Raw genomic sequence first — 15,523 nt, 5'->3', positions numbered from 1 at the left:
CGACTTCGCTTAGCTCCGCTCGATATAAGGGATATGTTTTACTTACTGGTTTGTAAAGCTACAACTTTCCCTTACTTCGACCTTGTGGAGAAGTCTCATGAGATTGATGTATTTTCTTAGATCGGTTTTATCTTTTTATTTACATGTCATCTTAGACTGTAGACCTCTCGTCGCTTCCCTGTGGAAGCTCTGTCGACGGTAGTTTGCGGATTCGACTTCGTCTCATGCTCGCAAAGCCTCGATTAAGGAATTTCATCAGTTCGCTACGCTCACTGTGACAATTCCATTAGAGGTGGAGATTTTTTTATGAGATGTCTTCGCTCCGCTCGAGATAAGGGAAAAGTTTAATCGACATAAGAGGGGCAGGGGCTTCGCTTTTTTTAAGCGAAGCTTTTATCTATTTAGTCTGGTATTTTTTCTTTTGGGCTAGATAGATTCCTGCGGCGGTCATGGTTAGGACTCCTAGAATTGTAAATCCTATCCAGACTCCTGGCCCTCCTGTGTATGGGTATTGGGCTTTTTTGTTGGTGATTTCTATTCTGTTTGTTTCAGAATTTTTATCAGTTCCAACTATAAGTTCATTTCTCTCAGCCACGCCAGTTTCTTTATCAACTTTGTAGATTTTACCCTTGTTTACCTTGAATTTGTAGACTGTCTTATCGCTAAGGACGTAGCCTGTTGGGGCTTTGGTTTCAAATATCCTGTATTCGCCATCTGGGATGGATTTGAATTCGAAGTTACCTTGTCCATCTGAGGTAGCTGTCCATTTAGGAGTATTATCTGTTGGACTTGCAATAACATTTCCTTTTTTGTCTATTGATTTATAAACATCTCCAACTTTCTTTTGAAGCTCAAATTCAGCTCCAGCAAGTGCTGTTTTATCATCAGCATCCACCTTCTTTAGGTAAATATCAGGTTGTTTGATATTTGCTATGTCGGTTGTTAGTAGGTTGATGTCACGTGGTAGATATTGGGCTCTGTAGTTAAGTGGACTACTATCATTAAGAGAAACAGAGTAATTACCCTTTTCAGCGTATTTATCGACTTCTTTAACTTCGTCATTTTCTGTAAATTCAACTTTACCAGTTGTTTCGCTTATTTTTCCAATATCATAGCTTATTTTTGCACCCGCTATTTCATCCTCACCATAAGGCATGTCAACAATGACTTTGTAAGTCCTTACGATGTCTCCATCATTTTCTTTTGGACTTGTGCTTTCATCTGATCCCACTGATTTATTTTCTTCCTTATTTCTATAAGGAGGGTTAATTCTGATGGTCAAGTTTGGATTAGCTCCATTATTGATATCTACAGTGTAAGTTGAATCATCCTTATCTTTTATTTCATTACCTTCATATTGAACTACTCTAACTTCAGTATTTGCTTGGGATAGTTTTATTCCTTTAGCTTTTGATTCAAGTATTAATCTTGCTTTTTCAAGCTCACTAGATTTGGCTGTAATAGTTACTATTTGCCTAAACCTTTTGTTTGCTCTATCTATTCCAACAATTTCTGACCTTAGATTTTCTTGATCTTGTCCAGTGTAAGTTTTTACTTTTACTGTTTTCATATTGTTGTATGAATCGTAGAAAGAATTTGTCCATAGGACCTTACCGTCTTTGGTTACTTCTAGGTAATATTCCCTATCCGTTTTCTTGTAGCCTTCTGGGGCTTTTTCTTCTGTTAAGGTGTATTTACCTGCAACAAGTTTAGTAAATGTTGCTAGACCGTCAGTTCCTGTTGTTTCTGTTTTGGCAGGGATATTTTCACCTGTAGATGGGTCTTTTAGTCCATCTTTTGGTGTTAATGTGAAGTCTGCACCAGCTAGGTTATTTCCTTCATAGTCAGTTTTTCTTATTTTTATCTCTGCTTTTCTGTAGTTTTCAAGGATTAGGTCATCAGGTACTACATCTACTATGTTACCGTGCTCATCTACTGTGAATGTTGCAACTGGTTCAGTTGGTAGGTCGTATTTGCTATTATCTGGTGTTTCAGTTTCTATAACTTGATACTTACCAGGGGCTAAAGCCTCCCAAGAGAAGAATCCTTTGTCGTCAGATGTTTTTTCTCCGTAGTTTGTTTCAGTCCATTTTCCGTTTTTATCTTTTTTGAATTGGAGCTTGAACTTAGCACCTGCTAGGGCACTACCTGGAGTAGTATCTTTTAGGCTAGTTCCATCTGTTTGGGCTGTGTCTACTACATTTGCCTTGACACCACCGTCTACTTTCATAAATTCTATCTTATTTTTGAAGTTTACAAGGTTTAAGGAAAGTTCTTTAAGGTCTCCCTCACTTGTTCCTTCTGGTTGGTAGAATTGTGACCAGGTGTGGAAGTAACCGTAATTCTCGTTCTCCCAATAGTTATAGTTCCAATAAGGGAAATTGTAGTAGGCAGTTGTTTCTAGAGATTTAGTTGTACTTATATCTCTTAACTTACCTTGGATTACCATTACATAGGTTGAGTTTTTAGTTCCTCCATTTGGATCTATATACATGTAGTAATTTTGTTTTGAGTCATTTATAGAACTAAATCTTCCAGATTTTGCTGTCAATCCTTGAGCCCTATAAGAGTTAGGATCTTCAAAGTCTATACCGTAGGAGTCTGGTAGGTCTCCATTAACTGGACCGTTAGCATGACTTCCGTATCCTGTCTTTTCAAATAGTTTTACACTATTGATATCTACAGGTTCGCTTGTACTAAACTCAAAGTATCTACTGTTAGAAGTTGTATCGTTCCATGGGTTGTAATATACAACTGTTGTAAACTCTCCAGTATCTGGATTTAGTCTTAGCATGTAGGAAGATACGTCTACTCTAGGGTCTTGGTATCCTCTATGGTTTTGACCTGGAGTATATCCTCTGTAGTCTACATAAATGCCATCTGTATAGGTATTTCCAACTTTTGCTGTTACATTTATATTTTGTGAGAAAGGAACCTTGTATCTATCAGCGTATAGCTGCAAGCTTAGTCTCATGTTACTTACATTGTAGTTGTCTAGGTATTCAGTGAAGGTGTAGGTTATTGATCTCTTGTCATCATTTACCTTAGCCTTTGCTACTAGACCTGCCTCTGAGTAGATATTAAAGTTGGCATCGTCAGTATTACCCTTGCCCTTATTATCTACAAAAATACCGTAGAGGTCGACATTGTCTGAGAAGGTCAAGGTGAAGGTATCACCTGCTTTTACATCAGCACCTTCGTCTATCTTGAACTTGAAGTAAGCAAGTATTGCCTCTTGTTGGTTAGGATATACTACATCAAAGCTTGATGTTTGACTACCTATTGATTTAAGTTGTCGTTGACTTCCATCAAACTTGATACTATTTGTAACGTCTTTAGGTTTGCTTGGTTTTGATGGTACGTTCCAATCTTTACCTAATCTAACTTGTCTAATTCTTCTATCTACAATATAGCCGTCTTTGGTTTTTGTCTCTCTTAGCCAGTAGGTTCCGTAAGGGAGACCTTCGAAAGTGATTTTACCATTAGCATCTGTAGTATAGTCTTTAATCTTTGTACCCTCAGAGTTATATAGCTCAAATTTTACTTCGTCTAGGGCATCGCCTTTTTCATTAGTTTTATTTAGTTCGAACTTACCCTTGCCTGGTTTTTCGTTGATGATTTTTCCTAGGCTTTCGATGTTTTTATCGGTTAATTCTTTGGCTACTTCTTGACCAGTTGCATTGTCTTGTTCGAAGACATATACCCTACCTTGGTCAACTTTGAATTTCTTGACTGCACCTATGACTTGCATGTAGTCTTTTGGTGCTTGAGGTTCTTTGATTCTGTAGTAACCATCAGTTAGGTCGGTTATTTTGAATTTACCTTGGTCGTTAGAAGTGTAAGTTCCTCTAGAATTTTCTGGGGTTACGGCTTGGAGTAAGTTTACTTTTGTTACTTTTTCTCCTGTATCCCTATCTATATAGTAGTAGGTTGTATTTCCTTTATCGTCTGTCTCAGGTTTGATCATTTCCATGTTTTTGGTTAATGGATAGTAACCTTGGTTATCCTTGTGGATATCGTCTGGATCTTGTTTTTCTAGGTAGAATTCTACACCTTTTAGAGGTGGATATTTGTATTCTAATTTACCGTCAGTACCTTTTACCTCGTCTTTACCTACTTTAGTGAATTCAACTTCGGTTTTGTTGTTGACGATTCTGAATGGGAATCCAGAGTTGATGGATTGACCGCCAGCTAGTAATTGACCAGAGTCTGTGATGTTTTGACCACTAGAATTTTTAAGTGGAGTCCAAGTCTTAGTACCATCTTTATTTTCGACTTCCTTTAGAACTGCAACTAGGGTTGCTACAAATGGTGTGTCCCAAGAAGTGTTATAAGCAAATCTTAGTCTGTACCTGTAGTTTGTCTTAGCATATCCATCTGGGGATTCTACTTCTTCTAGGATGTAGTCTTTGCCAAGCTTGATATCGCTATTTAAGTTTATCTTGTAAGATTTGGCATCTGATAGGTCTATGGTTTGTTCGTAGACATTTGTATCAGTGTTTGTCTTATCATCTGGGTCAGCGTAGATTTTAACTTTTAGCTTGCCCTTGGTGATATCTGTAAACTTGCCATTTTCCATATATCCTTTGGATAGGTCGAAGTGGTATGGTTTGGACTCGTTATTAAAGTAGAAAACTTTATTTCCTTCCTCATCAGTATCAGTATCTACTTCTGGATTTTGTGGATTTCTATTTAACAAGGTGTTAAAGTCTTTTGCCTCTTTTATCAACTTACCATTCTCTACTTCGTAGAATTGTTTTTGGATAGCGCCATTTTCATCTTCATAGACCTTGATGGCTATCTTTCTAGTTGCCTCCTTATATCCTTCTGGAGCATCAGTTTCTATTAGGTTGTAGATACCCTTGGATAGGTCTTTGATTTCAAATATACCTTCCGTACTTTCTACCAAGTATGGTGGGTAGCTTGATTGACCAGATATGACATTCTTAACTGTTTCTTCATCAGTAGAGTCAATATCATCTGGGTTGTCTGATGTTTTTAGGAGGACGAACTTGGTGTATTTCTTGATTACATTATCCTTATTCCTTGAGCCAATCTTCTTCCATTTGAGGTTGGTTGTGGCTTTGGTGTTGGTAATGTTATATCCGTTCTTCTCATCACCTTCGATATTTGGTTTTCCTTCAGGATTTGCTGAGTAGACTTTGTTGTAGTAGTCATTGTAGAAGTCATTGTAGTAGGCTTTGTCATAGTTTTCGAAGTAGGTCTTTTCTGTAGCTACATTATGTTCTACCTTTAGACCATTGTCAGTCTTTTTGACTTCAAATATCCATTTTGTTTGATCCTTGCCAGATTGGTAACCATCTGGGATTCCTACTTCTTCTAGTTGGTAGATTCCTTCGCCCAAGTCTTGGAAGTCTACGCTACCATCTGATTGGGAACGACGTAAGGAGCTGTACTTACCTGTGGCGTTTGTGATGAAGTCTGGTTTGTAGTTATCCGTATCATCCTTACTTATTACATCTCCATTATAGGTGTAGTTTGTTACATTTCCATCTTCGTCGTATTCTGTAACCTTCTTACCATTGGTGTATTTTTTAAGAACTGCGTCTTTGTCTTCTCCGTAGTATTCATAGGTTTTAGAACCTTCATCCATTGAATATCTTACTCTTTTGAGTCTAAAGTAGGCATCCTTTAGTGGAAGTTTGTTGCCTTCTTCATCAGTCTCATTTTTGTATTTCATAAAGGAGAAGCTTGTCTTAGAGTAGTTTCTGATTTTGATGTCTTGGAGATTGCCATCGGCATCATAATCTGGACTACCATCTGCCTTTGTTTTAAATCCAATTGATTCGTCTAGCTTACCGTCTGGGTCATTTTCAAAGACAATCTTAAGCTTGTGAGTTTCAGGGTCTTGGACTACATTGAAGAACCATGGGTCTGGTTTTTCAAATTTTGTAATAGCTCTGGTTTCTTGAAGTTTGTATCTACCTACTGGTATGTTTGTAAACTCAAATACTGAGTTACCACCGTAGGAGTATATATTCTTCTCGTAGCCACCTGGAATCTTGTTGCCATCTTTGTCAACTTGGGTTAGTCTAAAGTCGGCAGATTCTACTGGTACTTCATTACCTTCGCTATCCTTGTTTCCTTCGATCTTTTGGAATTTGAGCTTGGTGTAGGCCTTGTCGTTTTTAACACTTACGAACTCACCATCGTCATTTCTTCCTACAAAATCGTTAGGTTCTGGCATTTCTTTGTATACGCCATCTTTATCTTTTGCGTAGGCTTTTACTTCTTGTTTCCAAGCACCGTCATCTCCTTCTGTGAATTTAATAGCTAGGAAGGAGTCTGTTGGTCTGTAGCCATCTGCTGGTTTTATTTCTTCTAGGATATAGGTTCCTTCATCTATGTTGGTGAACTCTACCCCTAGTTTTTCATTTGAAACAGCCTTAGCGAATTTCTTGTCCTTATCGTAAGGTTGAACTCTTTGTAGGTTAAGCTCAGCCTCTGTTAGTGGCTTGCCGTCTTCGCCGGTTGTTTTTTCCGGTGCATAGGCAGGTTTATTATTTTCAAATACTAGGTTGCCATCTGTATCAAGCTTAGCCTTTCTTAGGGAGAAGACTGCACCTGAGATGTTTCTGTGAGTCTCGCTGTCCTTCTTCATGAAGCCTAGGCTTGTCTTGTTCTTGTAGTTGGTTACTCTAGCATCGTGGATCCACTTGTATGGGGCGTCTGGCCTTGCTGGGTCGGAACGACCATCATCTCTTACTTCCTCGATGTATCTAGCAAAGTCTGGGTCTCCTCTTGTGAAACCTTTGATAGTTTTACCTATGAGATCTTTCTTTTCTTCTTCACTTATGGCGCTGTTAAAGTCGTCAGTTTCTTTGAAGGTGTGTTCGAAATCAAACTTGATGTCCATGTAGTTGGCATCTGATGGTACTTTATCTTTGTTTATTACAACCTTGAAGTACCATTTCATATCCTTGCCATCTTTATCTTTTGGCAATCTGTATGAGTCGTTTGGTGTTTTGATTTCTGTTAGCTCGTAGATACCTGGGGTCAATTCTCTGAAGTAGTTGTCTCCTGGTTTACCAGTAGCCTCTGATACTCCGTCGAATTTCTCGTTGTAGTATTTTGGATAACCATCTTTTCCAGTATCTGTATAAGAACCGTCGTCATTTTTCTCATAAAGTCTAACTTTCTCACCATTTATAAGCTTACGAGCCTTAAATTGTGAACCTGTTAGGGCTGCTTTGTTTTCGTTTACCTTAGAGATTCTTAGTGGAATCCTAAATCCTGACTCATCCTTGTTGAAGATTTCTATTAGGTTACCGTTAGAGATATCTACTGTAACGATATTATCTTTATCAGCCTTGGTTGAGTCGATTGGGATAATAGTTTCGTAGTCAGTTCCCCATCCATTTGCTATCTCGTCTTTTCTTTCATAGACAAGTCTGTAGTCCATATCTGGATCAAGGTTAGTAAAGTCGATAGTTCCTTTGTATGGAGCATTTTCACTTCTTACTACTACCCAGTTGTCTACTAGACCTTGTTTTTGGTTTACTTCAAGTCTAATAGTACCAGGAGAACCTTGTGGAGGGGTTTTACTATCATCTATACCATTTGTTTGGTTGGTATAGGTGAAGTTTGCCCTAACTGTCATATCTCCTGTTGGTTGTGGTGTAACAGTTCCTTCGTCTGTAAATGTAGCACTTACATCAATGTCCTTGGCTGGCATTTTGAAAGTATAAGTATTACCTGTTACAGATAATTCGTTTCCATCAACTGATAACTTATCAAGTTTCTTGCCAGAATCTGGAGTGATAGTAACTGTTACATTATCCCCAGCCTTGTATGGGCCTTGTGGACTAATAGTTAGTCTACCACCAGCGTTTTGGATTAGGTTTATGTTGTAAGTTTCTGGTGTTGGTTGCTTATCTTCTTCAAAGACTGCACTTACTGTTACATCTGATGCTGGCATTGTAATTTGGTAATTGCCATTATTAACATCAGCTGTCTTGTCATCACCGTTTACTAGCAGGGTCTTTAGTTTGTATCCCGTAGCTGGTGTAACTGTTAGATTGACTGTGTCACCTTCTTTTAGGTTTTCAGTCTTGTCAGCAGTTACGCTACCATTTACCATGTTAGGATCTATACTTACCTTGTAGGTTTGAGACTCTTTGTTGATTGAGTCTTCGTTATCGTAACCTTTTTCGTAAGGACTAGGTCTCTTTCCTACTCCTATACCATCTAGGAAGTACTCAACTCTTAGACCAATTCTTTCACCTGTACTATAAGGTACCTCTACTTCTATTAAGATAGGTTTATCTGTAGCAACTGTTGTTATTCTAGGCTTATATATATTGGAGCTTCCCTCTTGAATTCTACCCCTTGTGTATTTTATATCTGTAGGAGTGCCCACTATTTTATCTAGTGTTGAGCCTTGTCCCACTTCTTTGACACTTAAAATTGTTACATCATCTGTATTTGTGCCATTGACTCTTGCGAGGTCGATAAATTGTTTTATTTTCTTGTTTGGTGTGACAAGAATTTGTTGTTTATATGCCTTGCTACCATCATCTTTATTTATAGCTAGTATCCTAGATTCCACTCTGCCATTAGTTTCGTTTTTATATACTTTTTCAGTATCTGACCTAGCAGGATCTACATCTTGCCAGCCACTAGCTCCAACACTTTGTGGTGTGTTTTCATCAGATATTTCTAGGCCGCTTACTGCTTCCATTAGTGTGCCTAGGCCTATTGGTTCGATTTTATCTAGGCCGAAGGTTTGGTATCTGACGCTTTGGGTTGAGTAGCCAGCTGTTCTTGGGTTTGTTGTGTTTTCTGGGTTGTCTCTGTATTTATGAACTGTTCCGTCTTTTTCTACTAGGATGTACCAGTAGTTTGGATCTCTTTCGTAACCTGCTGGACCTCTGTATTCTTCTAGGACGTATTTGCCTGGTTTTAGGTTATCGAAGGTTACTATACCTTGGTTAGGAGCTTCTTGTTCTATCTCCTCTGGTGTTTTACCAGTTTGACCACCATTGCCATCTGGTTTGGTGATTGGTACACCAGGTGTTACCTTTTGGATATATTCCTTTGGATATTTCTTTTCTGGGTCTTTGTATTCTATTTCGTACTTATCATTTGCTGTATAGAGCCTAAAGTAAGCACGTCTTAGACCTACTTTGATTGGGTTGCCATTTTCATCTTTTGCACCTATTGCATTACCGACTTTTTTGATTGAGAATTTACCTAGTTTTTCTCCTTCTTCAAAGTCGATTACCCCTTGGAATACTGAGTGGAGGTCTGTTTTGGCGTTGGTGTTAGGGTCTCTTACGATTACCTTCATCTTGCCTTCGTCAGCTATAGCCTCTGCTTCTACCTTTAGGGTGATGTCGGCAGCCTTGTCGTAGCCTGCTGGTGGGTTTGTTTCTCTTAGGATGTAGTAGCCACCAAATTCTAGGCCTTCTAGGTTAAAGTTACCATTTGCATCTTGGGTGATGTTCTTTTTGTATGGAATGATGTTTCCACTTTCGTCCTTTTCACCAATGATTGCACCGTAGAAATCTGACTTGTAGAGGTCAAAACTTACTGGTTTGCCGTTTTTACCTTTTAATTGGGTTGTGTCTTCAGTTGCTTCAATATCTGTTGTGCCGTCTTCTTTTTCTACGATTTTACCCTTGTATTTTTTGAAAGGTACGCTTATTTTTCTTGCATCGTTTCCTATTTGGAAGGCTTTAATTTTATCCTTATCATTTATTACTTCGTCTAATTTTACTTCTTTTAGGTCTGTTCTATTTAGGTCCTTACCTTTTGGAACTTCGTAAAGTTTGTAGGATAAATCGCCCTTTTTCTTGCCTGTAGCCTCGTCATCTGCTTTTAGTTCGCTTACTACAAGTTTCCAACCGTAGATGGTTGTTTTGTTGTAGCCTTTTGGAGCTTGGAGCTCTTCTAGCAAGTATTCTCCTGCCTTTAGACCGTCAAAGGTGATGTATCCACCGCCTCTAGCTTGTTGGCCGTCTACTCTAGTTTCTCCTTCTTCGGTTGGTTTAGAGTGATCGGTAAAGCCTTCTTTGAGGTAGAAGTCGCCATCTACTAGGCCTAGAGACATTAGTCTAAATTTGGCATCGCCTAGACCTAGGTGTTCTTTATCTGTTCCTAAGTTTTCGGTTCTTACTTTTCTAAATTTGATTTCTGTCTCTTTGGTTTTGTTCCTAATTATAGGAAGGTCGATTTCTTTGCCATCTCTTCTGGCTTTTTCTGTTTCAAGGTTAGTGTCTACAAAGCTTACTTCTACCTTCTTCTTGTTATTAGCATCAGTTGTCTCTTTTGCTTCTAATAGGTAGAGTGGGGCTTTTTCGTAGCCTTCTGGTACTTTTGTTTCTTCTAATACATAGAAACCAGCTGGGATTTGTTCAAATTTGAACTCACCATATGAACCTTTAGATGTCTTGTCGTATTTTGCGTCATAAGTTAGGCTTTCTGGAGTTTGGAATTTAGTTTTGGCATCATTTAGGTCTGTTGCGTTTATTTTTCTAAGTCTAAATTCTGCTCCATTTAGTTTGATAAACTTATTTCTCTTGACAAATTCAAGCTTACCGAGGTTATCTTCGATATTTGCTACATTGACTTTGATTTTGTTTTTATCGTCAATTTTTACCAAAGCTTTGCCATCTGGTGTTTGTGGTAGGTTATTAGCTAGAACTACTTCTGTCTTAAATCCATCATTAACGTGGATTTTAGGTAGTTTCTTAGCATTGTATGGACCATCATCTGGATTTATTTCAGTGCTTTTGACTGTAATTTCAAAGTCTTTGATTTTCTCGTATCCTTGTGGAGTATTTATCTCTTGGACTTTGTAGGTACCAGGTCTTAGGTAAAGTTTGTTTACTTTATTATTATCTTCTGGTGATTTCCAAGTTTTACTCTCACCTGTAGCGACGTTTGTAAATTTAAACTCAGCACCTGGAAGTTTCTCAGCAAAAATATTATCGCCAGATCTCTTATATTTATCAATCTCGATTGGAGCCATAACACGACCTGCGATTAGCTCTTGGTATTTACCTTCATCGGTGTGAGAGTAGAACACAAGCTTAACTGAATCAGCCTTGTCATCGTTCCAGTCATTGCCGTTTTTATAAGAGTCTATGACTTTTTGATAAAGTCTTCTTGCCATCTCATATTGGGTTTTTTGAACTGGTGGGTAGTTTCTAATCCTAGTTTCGTTGTCTTTTAATTTTCTTAGGCCTTGACTTGTTTTTCTATCTTCATCTGATCCTTCAAAGGAATCATCCCAGCCTGTTTGAGGATATGGCTGTCTGTTACCTTGGAGGGTGTGGTCTACCTTCCATTCATCTACGTTGTAGTCTGATGGAGCATCGAAATAGTCTTGTGATAAAGCCTTACCATCTGTGAAGTGGTGGATTACTCTTTGGTACATGGATGCTTCTATCATCCTGTGCATCTCTTCATTGTTTCTTTCTTTAGAGTATTCTTTCTTCACTTCTTCACCATAGAAGTAGATTTTCTTCATTAGCTCTTCCATGGCTTGACCTTGGGTCTTGTTACCGTTATTTAGGTAAACTCCATCTTCGTATTGAACGTTTGGTTGTAGAAGATTTTTTAAGCTATAAGTACCAGATTGGTTACCTATAGACTCATTTAGTCTATTTAGGAGGTAGTCACCTGATACGTCTTCGTGGATATCTAGGAATACTCCTTTGGATCCGTCATATACTGGAGCGTTGATACGGTCGTTAAAACATGATACCATATCGAAGTTTTTGTTAATACGCATTACTGGATATGGACTTTCAATGTAGGCTAGGTAGCCGTTTAGCAAGGCTTGGTCTGATACTTTTTCTGTGAATAGATTTACTCTACCACCTTCTGTATCATAGGACTCGTCTATGTTATATTTTTTCTTCTCTTTTAGGCTTGCCCTAAAGTTATATGTGTCGTTTCTTACACCCTTTTCATTTAGATATTCGTAGGAAATTAGAGTGCCTGGGTAGTACTGACCGTTAGGTAGTATAGCATCTTGGGCTTGGGTAGTTCTCCTATAGCCACCATCTTTTAGTGGTATGAAGTAAACTTTGGTTGGTTTGATAGTTTGATCTTTTTGACCATTGTTTATATCAAATGTAGGATTGTCCAAGGCTGGGTCTTGGCCTTCGCCACGTCTTAGGAGATCTAGGGCGTACCAGTCAGCTCTTGAGTCAGATTTTCTATCTGCTACTATAGTTCTGGTGTTGTCATAGTAGAATCTTTCATTTGTAAATTTGTCATTTAGACCTAAGAAGGTTGCAGGGATATTTGTTTCCACAAGGTTAAATGGAACTTTTGCAAATCTTTCTGCATCCTCAACTCCCTTTAGCCATTTGATAGGAGTAGGAAGTCTGTCAAATTTGTCTTTGTACTCTGTTAAGAGATTGTCTATATAGTTTTTGTCAGGGTTGATTCTGAAACCAATATTGTAAGTTTCGTGAACTTGGTTAGGGTCTATTAGGGCCTTAACCTTGATATATAATTTATCTCCAAGTTGAGACTTAGCTATTTGTGTGCTTTGGCTTAGAAGTTCGCCCATATTATCTGAAACAGTATAGCCAGTAGTTTCATTTAAGTCATCTTTATTCTTTGATGCTCTAAATCTAAAGTCTTGTAGGCCTTGTTTGGCTGATCCAAATACTGTTAGGTTTAAATTCTCAAAAGTAAGTGGGTTTTCTGGGTCAATTAACTTATCTGTATCTACCTCTATGTCCCATTCAACATAAGCACCTTGAAGCTTATCCTTGTCTAAATAGAGATTCTTGTCTATTACATTCCCCTTATTATCCTTAAGCTTTTGGGAGGTTGTTCTCCAGTTTAGTTGGTAAGGATAGGTACCTGATTTGATTTCACCTTGGTCTATTATTGTATAGCTTGAATCAACTGGTGAAGGATCTTCTCTTCTTACAGTTATCCTTGGCATAGATTGGACAGGGTTACCTTTTGGTGCAACCTTGATATCTATGTCAACATAGCTAACATAGCCTATATTAGGTGTATAGAAGGCAAGGATTTGATCTATGTTTAGATCCATGTCTTCTGTAACTTTGTCTACATAGGTATATCTAATGTAGTGGTTGTCGCCATCTGCTATATACTCACCTGTAGCTACTGTCTTGCCATTGTAAGTAAGGTCCTTGATAGGTTCATTAGCATCTTTTGTTAGATATGGACCAACCTTAACATCAACGTAGTGACCTTGTGGTATAGGTTGGGTGTTACTTGCCTTAACACTAATCTTTGCTTTCAAGTTGAACTTTTTATCAGCAAAGGATTTAGATTCTACCGTCGCAAGGACATTAGGTCTAAAGTTTTCTTTCCTATCTTTTTCTACAAGAGCCTTGATGGCAGGATCGTTAGCTGTCATTAGCTTTGCTTGGTCTTCTCTTGTGAGTTTGTATTTTTCTCCTAGGCTTGTTAGAAGATTTTGGATATCTTCTATTCCCTTAGTTTTATCAGCAAGGGCAGCCTTTAGTTCGGCGTCTGCCTTGGATAGGTTGGAGTCTTCTTTGACCTCTGTTTTGGCTTTGTTTTCTTCTTCTTTAGTAGGAGCTTCTTCTTTTAAGCTATTTAGAAGATCATCTTTCTTATTAGCTTCTTTCTTATCAGCTTCCTTTTCTGCCTTAAGCTTATCGTTAGTTTCTTTTTTAGATTCCTTGGCTTCCTTTTCACTTTGAGACTTTTCTTCGTCTTCTTTTTTCTCATCAGCAGATTTTGCTTCTTCTTCCTTTTTGGCTTCTTCGGCTTGTTTTTCTGCTTCTGCCTTCTTAGCTTCCTCGGCTTCTCTTTTCTCTTCTGCTTTGGCCTTTTCCTCAGCTGCTTTCTTTTCTTCTGCTTTCTTCGCAGCTTCTTCGTCATCGTCTGAGGATTTTTCTTCTTCCTTTACAAAGCGTGGACTTTTAACTTCTCTACCATTTATCTTGTGGCTTTCGATTTTGGTGTTTTTCTTATCAGTCTTGCTTGTAACGGTAAGTTTTAGGATATATGAAGCAGGGATATCAAGGTCAAGTTTTTCTTGGTAAGGAACTTTTGTGGAGAATTCTTTCTTCATATTAAAGCCCTTATCATCTGCCTTGTAGTAGTCAAGAGAGATCTCTGTGTCTTCTTTTTTGAGATTTTCTAGATTGATTGCATAGTTGATTTTATTTTTCTCATTTGCTCTGGACTCTTCATCGCCCTTGTCCTTGGAGATGATGTAATCAGTATAGATTACCTTATCCACGTCGCCATCGTCCTTCTTGTAGGAGATAGATCTTATGGCATCTTCTGCTTCCTTGATGTGGGTAAGCTTTAGCTCTTTGCTCTTATCTTCTTTTTCATATTCTACAAATTTGCAGGAAATTCTTTGAAGAACTAGGTTAAATTGTCCTATGTCTAGTGATAAATCCATTGAGTAGAGCTTGTTTGTATCGATTGCTTTCTTGTCGATTGAAGCTTCTACAGTGTAGGTAATCTCCTTTTCAAAGGTTGGAGTTGAAAGATTGAGTGTTTGAAGATCGTCAACCTTATTTGACTTATCTTCTCTTTTCTCTTCCTTACCATCGATTGCTACTTTAGTAAGCTTGATGTCTTTTAGAGCTTGGTTTGGGTTTAGCATTAGGCTTAGGCTTAGCTTGTTATTAGGATCATGGTAAGATTTTTCCTTCTTTTTTAACTTGATATCATAGATTATTCCGTCATGATTATCATTAAGCCTTGCCTTTTGGCTAAGTACATAGTTACTAGCATCTTCCTCAGCTATGGTAGAAGCTTCTTCTTGCGGAGCTTCTTCTATGACTTCTGTAGTCTCAGCTGGCTGGGTTTGTTCTATATCTTCGCTGTAGGCTTCTCCTTCATCTTCTATGTAGGTGTCTTCGGTCGAATCTTCTACATATGTATCTTCCCCTTCTCCGCTATCGGCAAGTCTAATCATAGTAGGCATTTCTTTTGGCCTTTTCGTGCCGGATGAGGCGAATACATTGGTAGGTATCGACATGGTTATAGCTATTATTAATGAAAATAGCTTTACGATAAATTCTCTGGCTCTCTTGTTCATGATATCTCCTTTTTGCAATAATTTGATAAAGTGATGAGCTTCACCTTTCTTTCAAAGTATACATAAAATAAATAAATTCTCGTTCGGATACATTAATTGCATTTAAAATCTTAGTATCCTTCTTATCTATATTCTAACTTAAAAACAAAATAAAAACAAGAGTTTTTGAAGAATTTTATATATATTTTTTAAAAACCCAATATAACTAAAAAATGTTTCGTTATGTTTGTGTTTTTGTGATAAAGGTATGGGGTTATTGGTGAGTTTTCTGTTAAGAGTTGGAGATTGGTAGTGTGGGAGGGTAGACTGGTGAGATTTGAGATGTATCCACTTCGGTCGGGATAAGGGGAATTATGATCTAAGTGAGATATCTCGACTTCGCTTCGCTCCGCTCGACGGTAGATAAAATTAATAGATCTCTCGACAAGCTCGAGATGCCACCTTCGGTGTCAGTTTGCGGATTCATATACTAGCCCGTCC

General features: G+C 38.1%; 1 protein-coding gene. It reads right to left on the bottom strand.

Annotated elements, in window-relative coordinates; translation table 11 throughout:
• Window positions 1–397 precede the first annotated feature (397 nt).
• On the bottom strand, window positions 398–15,043 hold the full coding sequence (locus C7D97_RS09025) for a SpaA isopeptide-forming pilin-related protein (protein WP_105301708.1): 14,646 nt from the start codon (window positions 15,041–15,043) through the stop codon (window positions 398–400).
• Window positions 15,044–15,523: the final 480 nt, after the last annotated feature.

Origin of the sequence: Anaerococcus marasmi, assembly GCF_900290195.1 — a bacterium.
Taxonomy (GTDB): Bacteria; Bacillota; Clostridia; order Tissierellales; family Peptoniphilaceae; genus Anaerococcus; species Anaerococcus marasmi.
This window is presented reverse-complemented; position numbering and strand designations above follow the sequence as displayed.

Bases quoted from the DNA above. Each gene is read 5' to 3' on its own strand.
- C7D97_RS09025 (WP_105301708.1), bottom strand. From the start codon at position 15,043: ATGAACAAGAGAGCCAGAGAATTTATCGTAAAGCTATTTTCATTAATA.